Annotated in this window: 17 protein-coding genes and 1 tRNA gene; 4 read left to right on the top strand and 14 right to left on the bottom strand. The window is 42.1% G+C overall.

The window, feature by feature from the left end; genetic code table 11:
- Window positions 1–24: 24 nt before the first annotated feature.
- The 3 genes from tadA (at window position 25) to QZN42_RS00755 (ending at window position 2,383) form a co-directional block, all read left to right on the top strand.
- Entirely contained in the window at window positions 25–474 is a 450-nt protein-coding gene (gene tadA / locus QZN42_RS00765) for a tRNA adenosine(34) deaminase TadA (RefSeq protein ID WP_296953692.1), read from the top strand.
- 11 nt (window positions 475–485) lie between these two features.
- Window positions 486–574, top strand: a tRNA-Ser gene (locus QZN42_RS00760).
- 75 nt (window positions 575–649) lie between these two features.
- Entirely contained in the window at window positions 650–2,383 is a 1,734-nt protein-coding gene (locus QZN42_RS00755; RefSeq protein WP_296953690.1) for a DUF4127 family protein, read from the top strand.
- A gap of 99 nt (window positions 2,384–2,482) precedes the next feature.
- Here the strand turns inward: QZN42_RS00755 and recN are convergent, their stop codons facing one another.
- Together recN and argR are read right to left on the bottom strand one after the other, a co-directional pair.
- Window positions 2,483–4,147, bottom strand: coding sequence for a DNA repair protein RecN (recN, locus tag QZN42_RS00750; protein WP_296953688.1), 1,665 nt, complete (start codon window positions 4,145–4,147; stop codon window positions 2,483–2,485).
- Between the two features lie 13 nt (window positions 4,148–4,160).
- Window positions 4,161–4,616: an arginine repressor gene (argR, locus tag QZN42_RS00745; RefSeq protein ID WP_296953686.1), complete on the bottom strand. Its 456-nt coding sequence runs from the start codon at window positions 4,614–4,616 to the stop codon at window positions 4,161–4,163.
- Between the two features lie 307 nt (window positions 4,617–4,923).
- Here argR and QZN42_RS00740 point away from each other — a divergent pair, with 307 nt between their 5' ends.
- Window positions 4,924–5,418: an S-adenosylmethionine decarboxylase gene (locus tag QZN42_RS00740; RefSeq protein WP_296953684.1), complete on the top strand. Its 495-nt coding sequence runs from the start codon at window positions 4,924–4,926 to the stop codon at window positions 5,416–5,418.
- Between the two features lie 104 nt (window positions 5,419–5,522).
- Here the strand turns inward: QZN42_RS00740 and pheT are convergent, their stop codons facing one another.
- The 12 genes from pheT to prfA form a co-directional block, all read right to left on the bottom strand.
- Window positions 5,523–7,994 (bottom strand): phenylalanine--tRNA ligase subunit beta, encoded by a 2,472-nt coding sequence (gene pheT / locus QZN42_RS00735; RefSeq protein ID WP_296953682.1) that lies wholly within the window; start codon window positions 7,992–7,994, stop codon window positions 5,523–5,525.
- A gap of 19 nt (window positions 7,995–8,013) precedes the next feature.
- Window positions 8,014–9,027, bottom strand: coding sequence for a phenylalanine--tRNA ligase subunit alpha (pheS, locus tag QZN42_RS00730; RefSeq protein ID WP_296953761.1), 1,014 nt, complete (start codon window positions 9,025–9,027; stop codon window positions 8,014–8,016).
- A gap of 546 nt (window positions 9,028–9,573) precedes the next feature.
- Entirely contained in the window at window positions 9,574–10,710 is a 1,137-nt protein-coding gene (locus tag QZN42_RS00725; RefSeq protein ID WP_296953680.1) for an acyl-CoA dehydrogenase family protein, read from the bottom strand.
- Window positions 10,711–10,869: 159 nt separating this feature from the next.
- Window positions 10,870–12,084, bottom strand: coding sequence for an ABC transporter permease (locus QZN42_RS00720; RefSeq protein ID WP_296953678.1), 1,215 nt, complete (start codon window positions 12,082–12,084; stop codon window positions 10,870–10,872).
- Window positions 12,081–12,794 carry an ABC transporter ATP-binding protein gene (locus QZN42_RS00715; RefSeq protein ID WP_296953676.1) on the bottom strand — a complete coding sequence of 238 codons (714 nt, stop codon included), beginning with the start codon at window positions 12,792–12,794 and terminating at the stop codon, window positions 12,081–12,083. The genes QZN42_RS00720 and QZN42_RS00715 overlap by 4 nt, the downstream gene beginning before the upstream one ends.
- Window positions 12,794–13,888: an efflux RND transporter periplasmic adaptor subunit gene (locus tag QZN42_RS00710; RefSeq protein WP_296953674.1), complete on the bottom strand. Its 1,095-nt coding sequence runs from the start codon at window positions 13,886–13,888 to the stop codon at window positions 12,794–12,796. The genes QZN42_RS00715 and QZN42_RS00710 overlap by 1 nt, the downstream gene beginning before the upstream one ends.
- 175 nt (window positions 13,889–14,063) lie before the next feature.
- Window positions 14,064–15,302: a serine hydroxymethyltransferase gene (gene glyA / locus QZN42_RS00705; protein ID WP_296953672.1), complete on the bottom strand. Its 1,239-nt coding sequence runs from the start codon at window positions 15,300–15,302 to the stop codon at window positions 14,064–14,066.
- A gap of 226 nt (window positions 15,303–15,528) precedes the next feature.
- Window positions 15,529–16,083 carry a TIGR01440 family protein gene (locus QZN42_RS00700; protein ID WP_296953670.1) on the bottom strand — a complete coding sequence of 185 codons (555 nt, stop codon included), beginning with the start codon at window positions 16,081–16,083 and terminating at the stop codon, window positions 15,529–15,531.
- Window positions 16,076–16,528 carry a ribose 5-phosphate isomerase B gene (gene rpiB / locus QZN42_RS00695; RefSeq protein ID WP_296953668.1) on the bottom strand — a complete coding sequence of 151 codons (453 nt, stop codon included), beginning with the start codon at window positions 16,526–16,528 and terminating at the stop codon, window positions 16,076–16,078. Before rpiB ends, QZN42_RS00700 begins: the two co-directional genes overlap by 8 nt.
- 108 nt (window positions 16,529–16,636) lie before the next feature.
- Window positions 16,637–17,677, bottom strand: a complete 1,041-nt coding sequence (locus tag QZN42_RS00690; protein ID WP_296953667.1) for an L-threonylcarbamoyladenylate synthase — start codon at window positions 17,675–17,677, stop codon at window positions 16,637–16,639.
- 5 nt (window positions 17,678–17,682) lie between these two features.
- Window positions 17,683–18,549, bottom strand: coding sequence for a peptide chain release factor N(5)-glutamine methyltransferase (gene prmC, locus QZN42_RS00685; RefSeq protein ID WP_296953665.1), 867 nt, complete (start codon window positions 18,547–18,549; stop codon window positions 17,683–17,685).
- The gene (gene prfA / locus QZN42_RS00680) at window positions 18,539–19,621 is read right to left on the bottom strand and encodes a peptide chain release factor 1 (RefSeq protein WP_296953663.1); all 1,083 of its coding nucleotides are present in this window, start codon (window positions 19,619–19,621) and stop codon (window positions 18,539–18,541) included. The genes prmC and prfA overlap by 11 nt, the downstream gene beginning before the upstream one ends.
- Window positions 19,622–19,651: the final 30 nt, after the last annotated feature.

The following is a 19,651-nucleotide window of genomic DNA, read 5'->3' as shown; positions in this document are numbered from 1 at the left end:
TACTTCCCATAAAGGATAATAAAATTGAATGATATAGATTATATGAAACTGGCTGTAATTGAAGCAAAAATCGCAGCAAGAGAAAATGAAATTCCTATTGGTGCCGTTCTTGTGTGGAATGATGTAATTATAGCTTCTGATCACAATCGTAAAGAGCAGAATAATGATCCCACCGCTCATGCAGAAATACTCGTACTTAGAAAAGCTGCAGAGTTCCTGGGTTCGTGGCGTTTGACGAGGGCAGTCCTTTATGTTACCATAGAGCCATGCCCAATGTGCGCCGGTGCACTGCTGAATGCCAGAATAAGTCGTTTGGTTTACGGAGCAGGCAATGAACAATACGGTGCCATTCAATCCAGGTTCCATATTCACAAAACTGATATTCTGAACCATCATATAGATGTATCCACAGGTATTCTGGAACAGCAATGTCGGAATATACTGGATAATTTCTTTATTGAAAAGCGGGCATGAAGAGCGAATCAGGAGCAGTATCGAAGCGGTCATAACGAGGCGGACTCGAAATCCGTTAGCCCTCAGGGGCCCGTGGGTTCGAATCCCACCTGCTCCGCCAAAAACACAGCACCTGTTCGGGTGCTTTTTTATTTTATTCAAAAACCTTCAGGCTGAGTTTACAGGAGGTATTTAATTGATAAATCATAAAAAAGTTCTTGCTTTAGCGTTAACAGCCATCTTATCCGGACTGTATTCAAATATAGAAGCAAAAACAATCCTGCTGGTACCTCAGGATGACCGCCCTGTCAGTTTTGATTACACTGTATCCACTGCGGAAAAAGCCGGATATACCATTTTAACACCCCCGAGGGCGTTTTTATCCGGTAAAAATTATCGGGGGTATCCTGACCAGATCTGGAATTGGCTCATTCGCAATATGGACCAGGCTGATGCTGCCATTATTTCTACTGATTCCCTTATCTACGGTGGTCTTGTAGACTCCCGGAAACATAATGAAGCTCTTTCAATATTAATGGCAAGAGAAAATAAAATAAGGCAGCTTCACGCCCGATTCCCTAAAGTCCCAATTTACGGCTTCGGTACCATCATGCGTACCCCCTATGCTTCCAAAAGCGGAGTAGAGCCTTACTACTACAGTAAATATGGAAACGATATCTACCGGCTTTCCGGTCTACAGGACAAGATGGATAGCGGCAATATTACCACGGATGAAGCAGGAGAACTCCTATCCCTCAAATTGTCGATACCGTCCGAGTATCTACAGGACTGGTTTAAACGTCGGACCAAAAACAATACTATTAATCGTATGCTTATCAAAGATACACGGGATGGAGTTTTTACCTATTTCTGTGAAGGTCATGACGATAACAGTAAAAATTCACAATCCTCCCTTGAATACAGATATCTTTCTATCGATGCAAATAAACTTCCGAAAACGAAATACGGTTCCTTCCCCGGGGCTGACCAGCTGGCATTACTTTTAATTGCCCGATACCACAATGATGAAAAAAAACTAAAGCCAACTTTCTCCGTTATCTATCCTCTGGGACGCGCAGAAGATACTGTACCAAGCTATGAAAGCCAGCCTATAGGAAAAACAATCAGGGAGCACATCACCGCCGCAGGGGGAACCATGGCAGGCAAAAATATTCCTGACATTGTACTGGCAGTCAACACGCCAATCAGTTCTACCGGTGAGTCCGGGCAATTCAATAATTTTGGAATGCTGAAACAGAGTACCACCGATTTTGTAAGCGAAATCAAAAATATTACAGAGAGGGACGTCCCTGTATCTATCGTGGATGTATATTTCGCTAATGGCTCAGACAATACACTTATGAACCTTCTGAGCAAGGATGATCTTCTGTATAAAGTCACTGCATACAATGGCTGGAATACTGCTTCCAATACAATTGGCTATGCTATTGCACAAGCAATTCTTGCACCTGAAATGTCAAAAGAAAATCATAAAAATATGCTTACAGAACAATATATCGATAATTGGGCTTATCAGGCAAATGTTCGCAAAAATATAGCCAGAATCACAGAAAAAGAAACGGACAACATGGTTCCTACCCCTGAAATTAAAGAAGAAATGGTCGCAGAAATACAGGAATTTGCAGCGAAAAAAATAGGTCTTAATCCTGCCACTATATCCGCTGAATTCCCGTGGAACCGCCTCTTTGAAATCAATGCACTTGTATCTCCTTCTCCAAGATATCCCGTTTATCAGACACGGGCCATCAAGCAGAAAATCGCAGAAGAAAAAGCGGCACGCGAAGCTCTGGAAGCAGCAAAAAAAGCAAAAGCAGCCGCCAGGAAAAATAATTCCCCATCTAAAAACGAGGCAGATAATACATCCTCCGGGGAATCAGCAGATATCTCAACAATTTTTGTTAATAAGTAACAGGTTTTAAAAACCTCTGAAATCCTTTGCTGTCTCAAAAAGCATCGAAGCGGCTGCTTCGATGCTTTTTGATTTTCACAAATATATGCTTAAATGCATTTACAGAGATTTAACTTTGTTCTTCATTTCAAGGGCAGATTCAAAAGCACTTGTGGATGATGTACTGCCGGATATCATAAGGGCTATATCAGCAATATGTTCCTGTTCATTAAGCAATACTGCCCTGGTGGCAGTTCTGCCATTGGTAACAGACTTGACGATTTTATAATGCCTGTCTGCAGCACAGGCAGTCTGCGGCAGATGGGTAATGCAAAGAACCTGAATGTCATGGGATAAAAGGGCAATTTTCTTTGCCACCTGAAGTCCCACCCTGCCGCTGATTCCAACGTCAATCTCATCAAATATAAGAGTCTGCTGGCAGAGAAGTTTTGAAATGACGATTTCAATTGCCAAAGCTATCCTGGAAATTTCGCCTCCTGAAGCCGTATCTCTCATACTCCTCAATGGCTCACCGGTATTTGCAGAAAAATAAAATTCCATTTCCTTTGCACCATTAGGCGAAGGTGAATCTGGAGGAATCAGATGAAGATCCATCCGGGCATTTTCCATACCCATATCTTTTAGAAAATGGATAATTTTATAAAGAATCACTTGTGCTGCATCTTTTCTGACTTTGTTCAGTATATTGGATTTATTCATGGCCTCGACTGTAAGCTGGCCATACTTTTGGACCAGTGAGTCATTATCAAAAATCAGTTCTTTTAAAGAATCATATTCATCCTGTGCTTTCTTCTCATAAGCCAGCACATCAGAAAGTTCAGGGCCATACTTCCTTTTAAGTTCCTGTATAATCTCATTTCTATCCTGAAGGAGATTCAGTTCTTCTTCTGAGAAATCAGACTCTGCAACATATGACTCCAAGCTGCTTACCGCATCTTCAAGAGAATAGGAAGCGGAATGTATGGATTCCAGACTACTGTTCAAAGTACTATCGAAACGAACAACACCAGATATTTCCCTTTCCGCTCTGGCTATAAGATCCTGGAGCCCTCCTTCTTCCATAATCATATTCAGCGCATTATGCACTGAACGTATTATCTTCTCATGATTCTGCAATACAGAAAGCTTTTTACTGACTTCCTCATCTTCTCCTTTATATAGATTGGCCGAAGAAATCTGATTCAGTTCCCATTCCAGAACGTCAAGTCTTCTTTCTCTCTCCTGTTTCTTCTGATCATAACCTTCTAATGTATCTTTTAAGTTCTTCCATTCCTCATATACATTGCGATAATCATTATATGCTCTGACAACTTCTGGGGTTGCTGAATCAACCATTCTTTCGCAAAATGGTATGGACAGGAGTTCCATATTATCATTCTGCTCATGCAGTCGAATTAAAAGCTTACCAATACGCTGAAGCTGTTTTACAGTGCAGAAACTGCCGTTTATTGTACAAACACCACGACCTGAACGATTTAGTTTTCTTGAAATTATCACCTGTCCATCTTCAGAATCAATGCCTTCCTCTTTCAAATTGTCTGTCAAGGAAGGATCCACTTCAAAAATACCTTCTACTTTAAAAAAGTCTGAACCCGTTCTAATTAGATCCGTTTTCGCCCGACGTCCGGTTAATACGGCAAGCGCATCAATAAGAATAGACTTTCCGGCACCGGTTTCACCGGTAAATACGGTAACTCCCCTGCCAAAATCTATAACCGTATCTTCTATAATTGCAAAATTCACAATATGAAGGCTCTGCAGCATAATAGCACCTGCCTCAAGTTTTCAGCATACCCTGAATATGATTTAAAAGTACCGGTACATCCTCAGGTTTTTTTAATATGACAAGAACCGTGTCATCCCCAGCCAGAGTACCAATGATTTCCTCATTTTTTGAATGGTCTATTGCAAAAGCGACCGATGAAGCAGAGCCGGGAATAGTATGAAGAACGACAAGGTTCATTGCCGAATCTATTTTAACAACCGCTTCCTGAAACAAAATAGCCGTATGACTCTTGGACATAACGCTCTCCTTTTCACTGGACAATGCATAGCGGTAATGACCATCCTTGTAGGGCGTTTTCACAAGCATAAGATCTTTTATGTCTCTGGAAACAGTGGCCTGTGTAACGATAATCCCCTCTTTTTTTAGAGCTTCTGCAAGATCTTCCTGAGTTTCAATAATCTGATTTTGTACAATTTCTTTTATTTTCATAATTCTATATCTTTTCATCAGAATTCTCCTTCCCTGCATTCAAGGATCCGTAATAAAATCAAGCTGATTCTTTTTAATTGACAGACTTTCAAAATGATTGGATCAAGTTGTATATTTATTAAATTTTATAGCATTTTTCGTATAAGGTCAAATTTTATTGCATAAAAATAAGTACAATCTTTATACTGATTACTAATACCAGAAATAGTCAATAGATAATCAAAGTACAAGCATTTTAAATATGATATATTTTAAAGTAATGACTGCATAAAACATGCAATATCTGATATAATTTAAAAAACAGATTTTTTAAGAGGTATTCGGAATGGATAATTATATAGGAAAACATTTACTGATTGACTGTTATAATTGTAGAGCTGATGAAATAAGTTCTTCGGAAAACATACTTCACGTGCTGGAAGATTCCACAGAAAAGATTGGTATGACGATTAATGATACTTTTTATCATGAAGAAACAGAAGAAATTATTGCGGCAGCCTACGGAGTCAAATCCCATGTCTGTATTCATGCATATCCACTAATTGGGTTCGCTGCTGTTGATATTTATAGTTTCAGTACCGATTTAATTCCATCCCGTACTATGTCAGTATTACGGGCAACACTGCATCCGGAAAAAATAAGAGCAACTTCTGTTAAAAGAGGCAATATCAACCCGGATATGAAACCATCGATAAAATCCAGATCGACGGCCCTTCATAAATTTAAAAATACCGGGCAGCAGATGAAAAATGCCGGCCAGAAAGTTGCCAACTTCATGCGCCATAAGACCGATAAGCGGGACACCCTCGGACCAGAGTGAATTAATCCTTTTTATGAAAAAAGACTCTCTATTTCCATTCAACATGGAAATAGAGAGTCTTTTATTTCATGAATATGCACATACCATTATAAAGGATAATGGAATCAGGAGCGAAGAACGATATCTGCCTTACCGAGTTCTTTCACAATATGTTCAATCCACTTATCCACTTCCCCATCAATGAGGGTTCGGTCTTCAGCGCGGAAAGTCAGGTTGAAGGCCATGCTCTTATAACCCTCTTTAACCTGTTCGCCCTGATAAAGATCGAAGAGACGAAGCACTTCAAGGTGTTTACCGGCAGAATGACGAATGATTTCCATAACGTCATTGTTGGAATACCTTGATGGAACAAGCAGAGACAAATCCCGTTCAGAGGCCGGGAATTTCGGAATCTTTCTGTAATCAATGGTCTCATCGATAAACTTCATCAGATGTGGAAGGAATATTACAAATCCGTAAACATCTTTTTTGATTCCCCATTTATCGAGAACAGCCGGATGCATTTCACCAAAGGACATCAGGACCTGACCATCTTTTACAAAGTCCGCAGAAATTCCGGGATGGAATACCGGATAAGAAGAACGGCGGATTTCATAATTTGTCACATTTAATGTTTTGAGTACATTTTCCATGATAGCTTTAATATCATAAAAATCATACTTTCTTTGTACGTTAGGATAGCCTGCTTCTTCCGGTGAACCACAGAGAAGGCCGGAGAACAGTTCATATTCATAGGGTAGTTCAGTCAGTGGCAATGCTTTAGGCTGGTAAACATGTCCGGCTTCGAAAAAAGCTGCTTCTTCGTTTTTCTGAGACAGGTTATAAACCAGTGTATGCATGAGGCCCGGAAGCAGAGTAGTGCGCATATCGGGATATTCATCGGAAATCGGGTTCATAATCGGAATCGCATTATAGACCTTATGATCCACAGGGAAATTCAGTTTTTCCAGGTCTTTTTTATCCATAAAGCTGTAATTTACGACTTCAGACAATCCATTAGCAAGGAGGCAGTCAGTGATACGGAAAATCGCATCCTGTTCTTCCGTCATTTTTCCTTTGGCAATAGCGCTCCAAGGAGTAGTAATCGGGATATTCTTATACCCGTAAACGCGTGCAACTTCCTCAGCCAAATCCGGCATACCTTCCATATCAAGGCGGAAATCCGGAACAGTGACAGTCAGATTCCCATGATCATTTTCAACCTTAAAATAAAGATTAGTCAGAATGCTGACAACCTTCTCTTCAGGAATCTGTTCACCAATATAACCATTAATTTTATCAATGGTTGTCCTGATTACTTGAGGAGCAGCCTTAACCGGATATTCATCAACCATTCCGGACGCAGTGGTGCAGGCTCCCTGATCTTCCAAAAGCTGACAGATACGGTTAATAGCCATTTCGGATCTGGCCGGATTAATGCCCTTTTCATAACGGCCGGAGGCTTCTGAACGAAGGCCCAGACGGCGGGAGGTTCTTCTAATAGATGCAGAATCAAAAACCGCAGCTTCCAGGAAAACATTCTTTGTATCTGCCGTTACTTCTGAATCAAGTCCACCCATGACCCCTGCTACGCAGGCTGCTTTGTCTTCACCATCCGCAATAACAAGGTCCGATGGATTCAGGTTTCTGGTCTGCCCATCCAAAGTAACAATACTTTCTCCTTCATGAGCATGGCGACATGTCAGGGAATGACCTGCCACTTTGTCATAATCATAAGTATGAAGAGGCTGACCGATTTCGAGCATCACATAGTTAGCAGCATCGACTACATTATTAATTGGTCTGATTCCGTTGCTGCGGAGACGGTTTTCAATCCATTCCGGAGAACGACAGATTTTTACATTTTCCAGAAGTCTGCCGCAGAACCGTTTGCAGAAAGCGGGATCTTCGATATGGACGGAAGCCCTACCCTCAATTGGTGCGCCCTCTTCTTTCACTTTAATTTCCGGAAGGCTGACCTTGCGTTCAAAAATTGCACCGACTTCAAGAGCCATACCGATCATGCTGAAGCAATCCGCCCTGTTGGCAGTCAATTCCATTTCATAAACAATATCATCCAAATCATAAAGATTATGAATATCAATTCCTACGGGCGTATCTTCCGGGAGAATCAGAATGCCTTCTTTATTAAGGGCTGGGAAAAGATTGGAATCCATCCCCAGTTCACCCAGTGAACACATCATACCGTTTGATTTCACACCACGGAGTTTACCTGCTTTGATTTTAATATCGCCATAACGAAGCCCTCCAGGGACCTTCGCATCATGAGCTGCAGGCACATGAGCTCCGTTCAAGGCTGCCGGAACAATTTGTCCAACAGCGACATTTCCGGCACTGGTAACAATCTGAACTGGCTCTGCCTGTCCTACGTCAAGCTGGCAGATCTGAAGATGATCTGCATCGGGATGCTTTTCAACAGATAAAATTTTCCCTGTGACAACACCTTTAATTCCGCTGCCAGGATGAATTACATGCTCTACAGGAATCCCATCGACAGTTAGGGTTTCTGCCATATCGTCCGGATCCAGACCTTTAATATCAACCAGGGTACCAAGCCATTTTAAAGAAACGTTCATCTATTTAATCTCCCTTCCATTAGAACTGCTTCAGGAATCTGACATCATTTTCGTAGAAGTTTCTGAGGTCATCAATTCCATAAAGCAGCATGGCAATTCTTTCAATGCCCATACCGAATGCAAAACCACTGACCTTTTCCGGATCATAACCGTTCAGCTTTAATACCATGGGATGAACCATGCCGCAGCCAAGGATTTCAAGCCAGTCCGGATCTCCATCATCTTCGCCAGTCCTGGCAGCAAAAGAAATATCAACTTCGGCTGACGGTTCCGTAAATGGGAAATAGCTGGCTCTGAAGCGAATCTTTGTGTCAGAACCAAAAAGATCTTTCAGGAAAATTTCAAGTGTCCCTTTCAGGTCTGCAAAGCTGATTCCTTTATCCACGACAAGTCCTTCAACCTGATGGAATACCGGTGAATGGGTAGCATCATTATCCCAGCGGAATACTTTACCGGGTGCAATCATGCGGATTGGAGAATTTGGTTCATGTTTTCTCAGCGTCCTTGCCTGAACAGGGGATGTATGAGTACGAAGAAGAATATCCGGAGTAATATAGAAAGAATCCTGCATGTCTCTGGCGGGATGGTCTTTTGGCAGGTTCAAACATTCAAAGTTATAATAATCCTGTTCAATTTCCGGTCCTTCCTCAACGGAATAGCCCATACGAACGAAGGATTTCATAATTTCACGCAGAGCCTTATCCAGGGGATGGATATGTCCCACTTTCTGGTGACGGGCAGGAAGAGTAATATCCACTGTTTCCCGCTCAATTTTCCGCTGCAGTCTCTTTGCTTTCAATTCTTCCATCTTTTCGGCAATAGCAGCTTCTACATTTTCTCTGACCTGGTTGGCAAGGGCACCGATCACCGGGCGCTGTTCGGCGGATACATCCTTCATACCCCTGAGGATGGCTGTAAGTTTTCCCTTTTTGCCGAGGAAAAATACTTTAGTATCCTGCAGAGCCTTTTCATCCATGGATGCGGCAATTTTATTTCTGGCATCTTCCTGCAGTTCATTCAAATCTGCAGTCATAAATGTTACGATTTTATTTCTCACCTGGTCTGCGATAGAATCAAGGGACACTTTGTCCTCTTTATTCAATTTTTTCATGTCGTTAAGAAAAGCAGTCATCCCGTTTTTCAGGGAATCCAGGGTTTCTTTCTTTTTCGTTTCGTCATTGCAGACTTCAAGTAATTCCTGAGCCTTCGCTTTCAGCTCATCAAGCTTGTTATCCATTACTATACCTCCTGAAAATATAAGTGAAGACTGTTAAAAGCCGATGCAAAATCAGTTTCCACAATTTAGAACAAATAAAAAACTTCGCCCCTGAAGGGGCGAAGTCATTCGCGGTACCACCCTGATTTTGTACTCGAAAGCTTTAACGCAGCCTTACGTCCAGCCTACTCCATTCAACTGGCAGCTCCAAAGTGAATCAAGTCCCGATCCTTCTTCCGGTGTCCCACTATCACCGGATCCCTGAGAGAATTTTCCAGAACTCTTTCTTTTTCATCGCCTCAAGTTATAAAACTATTTTAACATCACTATTTAAAAAGTCAAACAGAAAATGAAAAAAATTGATTAATACATAGCCGCATTCGCGATGACCAGACGCTGAACCTGGTTAGTGCCTTCATAAATCTGCATGATCTTGGCATCACGCATATATTTTTCATTTGGATTTTCGCGGGAATAACCGTTACCACCCATAACCTGTACAGCCGTAGTAGTAACTTCCATAGCGGTATCTGATGCAAAGCATTTTGACATTGCTGAGAAAAGTCCGGCCTGCTTACTGCCTTTCATCTGCATCCAGCAGGCTTTATGTACCAGTGCCCTTGCCGCTTCTGTCTTAGTCACCATATCAGCAATCATCTGCTGAACCATTTCAAAAGAGGCTATCTTCTGCCCAAATTGTTTTCTCTGATGGGCATAATGAATTGAACTTTCCAGAGCAGCCTGGGCAATACCAACGGAAATAGCCCCTACTACAGGTCTTGATTTCTCCAGAGTTTCCATGGCAAGACGGAAACCCATCCCTTCTCTGCCGATTCTGGCAGAAGCAGGGATAAAGCAGTTATCAAAAATAATTTCCGAAGTAGCAGACGCCCGAATCCCCATCTTATCTTCTTCTTTCCCGATAGAAAGGCCTGGCGTATTTCTGTCAACAAGGAATACCGTAAGTCCGCGAATACCTCCAGCTTCTCTGGTATTTGCAAACAGGGTGATTTTATCTGCAATCGGAGCATTGGTGATAAAGCACTTCGTACCATTCAGTACATAACCACCATCCACCTTGCGGGCTCGACATGAAACCGCACCGGCATCAGAACCGGCTCCCGGTTCTGTCAAGGCAAAGCAGGACATGCCCCCCTGATTCAGGCAGTCAAAATAGTTCTTTTTCTGTTCATCGCTGCCGGCAATCAGTATTGGGAATGAAGCCAGAGAGTTTGCGGCACAGACGGTAGCTACACCGGCACACCCTTTTGCCAGTTCTTCAGCAATCAGAGCGATGGTCAGAAGATCAAGTCCTGCCCCACCATATTCCTTTGGTACAGAAAGCTGTGTCATACCAGACTGTTTCAGGATATGAAGCAGTTCATCATCCATTTTACCGCTTTTATCGATATCCAGAGCCCTCGGTGCAATTTCATTCTGAGCAATCATTTTTGCAAGAGAAACAAGTTCCTGCTGTTCATCGTTAATCGAAAAATCCATTTCTCCCCCTTATTTGGAAATAGTACCGATGCTTCCTGCAGGCAGCATCTTCCATCTTGACCAATATGAAATCAAAATCTCTCAATAAAGATTATATCAAGAAACAGGATGATTAACCACTGCCAGTAGTCAATCAGAGTATAAAAGAAAATTCTGAAGCTATTCATAATGAAGAGCATCAATCGGATTCAGTCTTGCTGCTTTCTGGGCTGGATACAGGCCAAAGACAAGACCAATCAGAACGGAAAATATAAACGAACCGAAAATAGGAGTTACTGCAAGAACTGTGGATAAGGTTGTTACCATTGGAATAACTTTGGAAGCACCTATTCCAAGCAATACACCAATCAGACCACCTGCCACGCTTACTGTAACAGACTCAATCAGGAACTGTACGATTATCATGGTATAAGTGGCTCCCAGGGCTTTCCGGATGCCAATTTCCCTCGTTCTCTCAGTCACCGAGACAAGCATAATATTCATAATGCCAATTCCGCCAACAAGGAGAGAAATAGCCGCAATACTTCCCAAAAAGAAAGTCAATGTCTGTGTAGTAGACTTCATTGTAGCCATCAGATCCTGGGAATTAGAGATGGAAAAGTCATCTTCCTTGCCCGTCCGAATACGATGCCTGGTTCTCAGAAGGCTTGTTACATCCGATTCTATCTGGCTTAAATCATCAGCATTATCAGAGGTAATGACTATATTATTCACATAAGTAATATGAAGCATGCGTTCCTGAACTGTAGTAAACGGAATCAAAACGCGATCATCCTGATCCATAAAGGAATATCCTTTTTCCTCCAGAAGACCAATCACAGTAAAAGGATCACCGTTAATACGGATTTTCTGACCTAACGGAGATTCATCGCCAAATAAGCCGGAAGCTACAGTCTTGCCAATAATACATATTCTTGCACGAGAACTGTATTCCTTATCAGTCCAAAAACGTCCCTCCTGTACAGAAAGGCTTGATATTTTGGCATAATCTTCAGTACAGCCATAAATTCTGGTAGTCCAATTTTTATTGCCGCTGACAAGAAGATAACTGCTATTAACCAAAGGAGCAGCATAGGATATATTGGGGAGATTTTTAATTGCTAAATAATCTTTATAAGTCAGTGTCTGCATAGAACCTGCAGCAGGACGAACGCCCGGTTTATGGCCTGTCCCTGGAGTAATAGTTATCGTATTGGAGCCCAGACTTGAAATATCGCTTGTAATCTTATCCTGGACGCCATACCCGATAGACATCAGCGCAATGACGGCTGCCACGCCAATAATAATCCCCAGCATCGTCAAAAGTGACCGCATTTTATTGCTGACAATGGATCCCCAGGCCATAAGTATACTTTCAAAATAAATATTGGTCATGGCAGCGGCCCCCTGATATCTTTACTGATGTGACCATCAGATAAAATAACATGCCTCGTCGCATAACGGGCTACGTCCATTTCATGGGTAACCAGTATAATGGTTTTACCATCCTCATAAAGTCTTGAAAAAATTTCCATTACTTCTCTGGTCGATTTACTATCAAGATTGCCTGTCGGTTCATCAGCCATAATAATAGCAGGATTGTTAATCAAAGCCCTGGCAATAGCAACACGCTGACGCTGACCGCCGGACATTTCTGCCGGCATATGATGGATACGGTCACCAAGGCCAACCGATTCAAGCATGGCTGTGGCACGTTCCTTTCTCCGGTCTTTATATTGATTTCCATAAATCATAGGCAGAATCACATTATCGAGCGCAGAAAGCCTTGGAAGCAAATTGAAGCTCTGGAATACAAATCCTATTTTACGGTTTCTGGTATATGCAAGTTCACTGTCATTCAGATTGGCTACTTCTTTACCGTCCAGCATATATGAACCTTTAGTAGGACGATCAAGGCAGCCAAGTATGTTCATCAATGTGGACTTACCGGCACCGGAAGATCCCATGATGGAAACGAATTCGCCTTTTTCGATATCCAAGTCGATATGTGTCAATACCGGCACCTCTTCAGTACCGATATAATAGCTTTTCCCTATACCGCGCAGGCGTATAACGGTAGAGAGTTTATCCTGATATGACATCATTAGAACCTCGGCCCCGGTCTGTTCCTTTTATTGGTCGGAGTGGATTTTTCCTGTGAAACGGTGCCGCTTACAACAATTTCGTCTCCTTCTTTCAGGCCATTAAGAATTTCTATTTCTTTATCCGTTGAAATACCGGTAGTCACATAAGATTTATTCAATTGCCCATTACTATTAACATATACATAAGAGCCTTCCGTATCACTGCGAATTGCCGTAACCGGTACGACGAGAGTATCACCACTTTCTCTACCATGAATAGTAGCCCTGGCAGTCATAGATGGATAAAGCCCATCCAGTTCATCTTTATTAATTTCCACATAAACCGTGTAATAAACTACAGAATTGGAAGAAGAACTGGAGGAGGAACTGGACGAATACTGTTTTTTGGAAATGTCTGTTACTACGCCATGGAAAGTTTTATTTGGATATGCATCAACAGTAAACTCTACGCCCTGCCCATTTTTCACTTCACCAATATCTGTTTCATCCACAAGAAGCTCAATCCGCATGGCGGAAAGATCTGCCACACGAACGATGACCATCTGGCTGGAAAGGCCCTGGGATACGGTCTCCCCTTCTTTCATGGGTTCTCCAATAACCATACCATCCATCGGAGAAGTAATAATGGTATCATTAACATCTGCCTGAGCTTTGTCATAAGCGGCCTGGGCATTTTTGAAATCAAGACGGGCATTATCCATTTCCTGGTAAGAAATAGCCCCCTGCTCATACAGTCTATTTAATCTGTTATAATAGGATTCCTTGTTTTCAAGGGTATTCTGAGTCTGTTTCATTGTAGACGTAAGGGCTTTGGATTCAATCATAGCCAGAACCTGGCCCTTTTTTACAGTTTCATTCTGCTTCACATACACTTTTTCCAGTGTACCGGAAGCAGTCGCTGAAAGTTCAACACTGTTATCAGGCTCAATAGTTCCCGTAGCGTCAACAGTAAGAACAATATTATCCCTGCCAACTGATCCCAGGGTATAGTTCTGCTTCTGTTCTTTATGATTTCTACTGTACCAGTACCATCCCCCCGCGCAGGCTAAAATGATAACAATAATGAGGATGATCCATAATTTTTTATTCCTCATAACGTCCTCCCTATGAAAATATATAAAATCAATTTTTGTCTCTGTTGTATTATTATATCATGACGAGAAAAAAATGGACCATACGTAAATAAGACGGAATCGAAAGGGTTCTTCTTCATGAAATCAGGCCAAGTAAAAAGTCCTCCCTCAGGAGGACTTTTTACTTGGCCATAAATTATAAATCTTTATAAAGGGGATATTTAACACAAAGAGCATGTATTCTTTCAGCACAGGCAGCTTTGACAGTTGCATCTTCCGGTGCCTTCAGAACGGTAGCAATAATATCGGCAATTTCTTTGAAATCTTCTTCTTTAAGGCCGCGGGTGGTAAGTGCCGGAGAACCCAGTCTGATACCACTGGTTACAAATGGGCTCAACGTTTCAAACGGAATGGTATTTCTGTTGGCCGTAATTCCGATTTCATCGAGCACATTCTGTGCGACTTTACCGGTAATACCGATGGATTTCATATCAGCCAGAAGGACATGGGTATCTGTGCCGCCGGATACAACACGAATGCCATCTTTCTGCAGTTCATCGGAAAGAACCTTCTCATTTTTCTTAATTTGTTTTGCATATTCCTTGAAATCATCGCTCAGATCTTCGCCAAAAGCTACTGCCTTTGCCGCAATAACATGCATCAGCGGTCCGCCCTGCATTCCGGGGAATACAGCTTTATCAATGGCCTTTGCATATTTTTCTTTACACATGATAATACCGCCGCGTGGTCCGCGGAGTGTCTTATGGGTGGTAGTAGTCACGATATCTGCCCACGGTACAGGGCTTGGGTATTCCCCGCCTGCCACGAGACCGGCAAAATGAGCCATATCTACCATGAAAAGAGCTCCTACTTCATGAGCAATAGATGCAATTTTCTCAAAATCAATAATTCTGGAATATGCACTTGTACCGCCGATAATCAGTTTAGGATGAACTTCTTTTGCTGTTTTCTCCATAGCATCATAATCAAGAAGCTCATCTTCTTTCCTAACGCCATAAGGAATGACTTTAAAGTAATTACCGGAAATATTAACAGGACTTCCATGAGAGAGATGACCACCATCGGTCAGGTTCATGCCCATCATGACATCGCCCGGCTTCAGCAATCCATAATAAACTGCAAAGTTTGCCTGGGAGCCGGAATGAGGCTGTACATTGACATGATCTGCTCCAAAGAGTTCTTTAGCCCTGTCAATTGCAAGCTGTTCGACTTTATCAACATATTCGCAGCCGCCATAATATCTCTTCCCCGGATATCCTTCTGCATACTTATTTGTAAGAACGCTTCCCTGGGCCTCCATGACTGCATAGCTGACAATATTTTCTGAAGCAATCATTTCCAGCTTGTTTCTCTGGCGGTTTAATTCTTCCTGGATTGCCTCATACACAGCTTTGTCATCTTTTAAATGATTCATAAATCTGGCTCCCTTCCCTTGATAAATTCATCCATACATAGTTGGTATACCTTCTGAAAATTTATGATTATTGGAATTTCTCTCCAACTAATCGCCATTTTTATTTTATCACGAATTCGGCGACGTTACATCCATCAGAGACAGTAATAAAAATGGAGTCGGCAAAAAAGCGATGAACCCTTTCTGCCTGACTCCACCTTGAGTCAAATATTAAGTTGAAAGAAATTTAAATCTGGTCTTCCCGCCTATAATGAGCTCTTTCCCCGCCAATCAGAGGGGGCCGGGTACGGGCACCGGTAACAATGGCTTCACCAATCCTGTTATTTTTAAGATGAATTGGTACAGCCACCCGCTTGAGATGCATACCAATCATGGTAAGACCTATATCAAGCCCGCCATCAGCCTTTATTTCTTCCACCACCACAGGATCCTTGAAATGATAATAGGCATTTGTTGCAAAAGCTCCTCCGCCGTGAAGCCATGGAACGACAGTTGCTTCTTCATAACCCCGCTCTTCCGCATCCTTTTTTTCCATAACAAGGGCACGATTCAAATGTTCACAACATTGAAAAGCCAGCTGTAGATGTTTCTCGCCTGCAAGTTTCATCAGTGTCGTAACCACAGCGGTTCCTACTTCATAGGAACTGTCTTTACCTATATGACCACCACGGATTTCACTCGACGAACCGCCAACAACGATCAGGCTTCCTTCTCGAAACCCGGATATTTCACAAAGTTCATTAAAAGCGTCAGTTGCTTCTTTTTTTAAATCTTCATACATGACTTTCTGCCTTCTCTATTTCGGCAATCTTCCCGATTCTCCTGGCATGACGACCACCTTCAAAAGGAGTCTTCAAAAATTCATCAAGAATGAACTCTGCCAGACCGGGCCCCACTACACGTGCCCCCATTGTTATGACGTTTGCATCATTATGAGCTCTGGTAAAATGAGCCGAGAAAGTATCAGAACACAGGGCCGCACGAATTCCTTTCATTTTATTGGCAGTAATGCACATGCCAATGCCTGTACCACAGATCAATACGGCATAAGTCACTTCGCCATTCTGCACAAGCTTGCAGGCTTTATAGGCAAAGTCAGGATAGTCACAAGAAGTCTCTGAATCGGTACCACAATCGATATACTCAACTTGAATATCACCCAAATGCTTTTTCAAGGATTCCTTCAAAAAATAACCGCCATGATCACTGGAAATTGCAATTTTCATATAAGTCACCTCTCCTGGAAAAGCTTACATCAACTAGAAACAGTATACATCAGAAAGTAAAAAGGTGTAAAGTTAAAAATCGGAAAGATGCAATACAGCTTTTGAATTTCAATCCTTTTTTTCTACAACGATATGGTAACCGGAAGCTTTAGTCAGTCGATTCATAATGGCGAGCCCCAGCCCTTTATAATCGGTACCTTCCCCAATGATCTGATCCACCGGATGTTCATTAAAATACAGAAGACCGTTAAAAAGATTATGAGCCAAACTTTCCTTATCAGACCTATCTCCCCAAATGAATACATCATATCCGGCAGGAATCTCTTCGGCTGTTTCCCGGCTAACAAAGAAGCCATATTTTTTATCGTTAAGCCGTGTAAATGATAAAATCTCCCGGGTCACCTTGACTTGATTTCCAGTATATACAGTTAGTGGTGCCACCGGCGCATAATGCCGATATTTCATGCCGGGAGCCTTAGGACGACTGTCCGCATTCAGGATTGCCTGGTCCACTACAGCAGGGGCAAAAGCAGACAGCATTTCCAATGTAATTCCGCCCGGACGATAAATAACGATCTGATTATTTTCAATGCCGATAATTGTAGATTCAACCCCGATACGGCAAGGACCATCGTCGATAATGGCTTTAATTTTTCCATTCATATATTGCAATACAGCCTCCGCTGTCGTAGGGCTTGGCTTTCCGGATATATTGGCGCTTGGTCCTGCCAAAGGAACTCCGGCAGCCTTTATTAAAGCACGGGTAGCTTTATTTTCAGGACATCTTATGGCAATCGTATCTAGGCCGCCAGAAGTAGCAGAAGGAATAATATCCCTTTTTGGAAAAACAATGGTCAGCGGGCCTGGCCAAAATGTTTCCATTAACTTTTTTTCAAGTGGCGTAATTTCTTTAACATAATTCTTTACTTCCTCTATAGAAGAAACATGTACAATCAACGGATTATCTGAAGGCCGACCTTTAGCAGAATAAATCTTTTCAGCTGCGTCTGAATCCAGTGCATTTCCACCCAGGCCATACACTGTTTCAGTAGGGAAAGCGACTAAACCTCCTTCCCTGATAATTTTACCCAGCTCAAAAACCTTTTCCCGGTAATAAAATTCATCGGTTTTGACAAGTTCTGTAATCATAATTCTTACTTCTTTCTACAATACACTGCCCGGGCAATGCCCCCATAGTCCATGATTATTTCAAAAGAATCAAATTGATCGGAGGATTTAAGGAGCTCTAAAACAGCACCGGATTGGTTAATACCAAACTCAGCAGCAAGAAATCCTCCGGGCTTTAGGTATGTGGCAGAATCCGCTGCCAGTCTTCTATAAAAGTCTAAACCATCGGGACCGCCGTCGAGTGCAAGATGAGGTTCATGCAAAACTTCTGCCTCAAGTCCGTGGATCTCTGCCGATGGAATATAGGGTGGGTTTGTAAGGATCCCATCGAAAACCTCATCCTTACCCAAGGCAGTTAGAAAATCGCCCTTTCTCCATTCTACTCTATCATCCAGTTTAAGATTCCTGCTGTTTTTTCTGGCAACTTCAAGAGCCTCTTCGGATATATCAATTCCTAAACCTGTATCTTCCCTGCAAAAATAAAGGAAACTTAAAAGAATTGCACCACTTCCGGTTCCAAGATCCAGAACTTTTAACCCCGGCTTATTACGATGGTATTGAATGACTTTCTCCAACCAGGTTTCCGTATCAGGACGGGGAATTAAGACATGTTCATTAACATTGAGTGTCACTCCCATAAATTCCTTTTCTCCTATGATAGCAGCCGTGGAAAAACCATTAATCCTTTTCTTGATATATTCACGGTACTGAGCCAGCTCTGATGGATTAACAATCAAGTCAAAATCAGTATATAAATATATTCTGGATTTGTGCAGGACATGAGACAGAAGCAGCTCAGCATCCAGCCTTGGCGTTTCGATATCATGGTTCCTGAAAAACTGTGTAGTCCAATTTATCAGCTTTTTTATAGTCCAAACGGTATTACCGGCCATTCTCTTCTCCCTCTTTCATTCGTCTGGCCAGATCATCCTCCATAAGCCTGTCAAGGATTGCATCCATATTTCCATTCATAAAATCATCCAGTTGATAAATACTCATATTGATACGATGGTCAGTAACTCTTCCTTGTGGATAATTATAGGTTCGGATTCGTTCTGACCGATCTCCTGAGCCGACCTGATTTTTTCTGTCCGCCGCCTCTTTGCTCTTTGATTCCCTTGAAGCTTTATCATACAGGCGGGATTTCAGGATTTGCAAAGCCTTTTCCTTATTTTGCCTCTGGCTTCTTTCATTTTGACAGGTCACAACGATTCCAGTAGGAAGATGGGTAATACGGATGGCAGAAGATGTTTTGTTGATATGCTGACCACCGGCACCGGAAGAACGATAAACATCAATCCTCAAGTCTTCCCTTTTTACATCGATATCCACATCTGCAGCCTCAGGAAGGACCGCTACGGTAACCGCAGATGTATGTACCCGTCCCTGGCTTTCAGTTTCAGGAATCCGCTGGACTCTGTGTACACCGCTTTCAAATTTCAATATAGAATAGGCATTTTTACCTTCAATAGTACAGATAACTTCCTTAAATCCGCCCAGGTCTGTTTCATTGGCATCAGCGATTTCCAGCTTCCACCCTTTTCTCTCAGCAAATTTAATATACATTTTTAGAAGATCGGCGGCAAAAAGGGCCGCCTCTTCCCCACCGGTACCTGCACGAATTTCAAGAATTACATTTTTCCCATCATTGGGATCCCGTGGGATAAGCATCTTGTGTATCTCGAAATCAAGTTCTTCCCTTCTTTTTTCACTTTCCTTTAATTCCTCTTTTGCCAGTTCATGAAGCTCATTCTGATCCTTATCATTCAATATTTCTAAAGCATCCCGGCAGCTTTTAACAGCATCTTTATATTCTCTGTATTTGGCAACAATTTCACCCAGTTCTGCATGTTCTCTGGAAAGAGCACGCCATTTATTCTGATCAGCAATAACAGATGGATCACTTAACTGGTCTTCCAGTGTAATATAACGTGCTTCCATTCCATCAAGTTTGCTTGTCTGCATAGGATAACACTCCTCATAATGATTATATGA

Origin of the sequence: uncultured Dialister sp. (genome assembly GCA_900314595.1) — a bacterium.
Lineage (GTDB): Bacteria > Bacillota > Negativicutes > Veillonellales > Dialisteraceae > Dialister.
This window is presented reverse-complemented; position numbering and strand designations above follow the sequence as displayed.

Excerpts from the sequence above, each read along its gene's own strand:
- recN (WP_296953688.1), bottom strand. The coding sequence starts at position 4,147 with ATGCTGCAGAGCCTTCATATTGTGAATTTTGCAATTATAGAAGATACG.
- argR (WP_296953686.1), bottom strand. The coding sequence starts at position 4,616 with ATGAAAAGATATAGAATTATGAAAATAAAAGAAATTGTACAAAATCAG.
- QZN42_RS00740 (WP_296953684.1), top strand. The coding sequence starts at position 4,924 with ATGGATAATTATATAGGAAAACATTTACTGATTGACTGTTATAATTGT.
- pheT (WP_296953682.1), bottom strand. The coding sequence starts at position 7,994 with ATGAACGTTTCTTTAAAATGGCTTGGTACCCTGGTTGATATTAAAGGT.
- pheS (WP_296953761.1), bottom strand. The coding sequence starts at position 9,027 with ATGACTGCAGATTTGAATGAACTGCAGGAAGATGCCAGAAATAAAATT.
- QZN42_RS00725 (WP_296953680.1), bottom strand. The coding sequence starts at position 10,710 with ATGGATTTTTCGATTAACGATGAACAGCAGGAACTTGTTTCTCTTGCA.
- QZN42_RS00720 (WP_296953678.1), bottom strand. The coding sequence starts at position 12,084 with ATGACCAATATTTATTTTGAAAGTATACTTATGGCCTGGGGATCCATT.
- QZN42_RS00715 (WP_296953676.1), bottom strand. The coding sequence starts at position 12,794 with ATGATGTCATATCAGGATAAACTCTCTACCGTTATACGCCTGCGCGGT.
- QZN42_RS00710 (WP_296953674.1), bottom strand. The coding sequence starts at position 13,888 with ATGAGGAATAAAAAATTATGGATCATCCTCATTATTGTTATCATTTTA.
- glyA (WP_296953672.1), bottom strand. The coding sequence starts at position 15,302 with ATGAATCATTTAAAAGATGACAAAGCTGTGTATGAGGCAATCCAGGAA.
- QZN42_RS00700 (WP_296953670.1), bottom strand. The coding sequence starts at position 16,083 with ATGTATGAAGATTTAAAAAAAGAAGCAACTGACGCTTTTAATGAACTT.
- rpiB (WP_296953668.1), bottom strand. The coding sequence starts at position 16,528 with ATGAAAATTGCAATTTCCAGTGATCATGGCGGTTATTTTTTGAAGGAA.
- QZN42_RS00690 (WP_296953667.1), bottom strand. The coding sequence starts at position 17,677 with ATGATTACAGAACTTGTCAAAACCGATGAATTTTATTACCGGGAAAAG.
- prmC (WP_296953665.1), bottom strand. The coding sequence starts at position 18,549 with ATGGCCGGTAATACCGTTTGGACTATAAAAAAGCTGATAAATTGGACT.
- prfA (WP_296953663.1), bottom strand. The coding sequence starts at position 19,621 with ATGCAGACAAGCAAACTTGATGGAATGGAAGCACGTTATATTACACTG.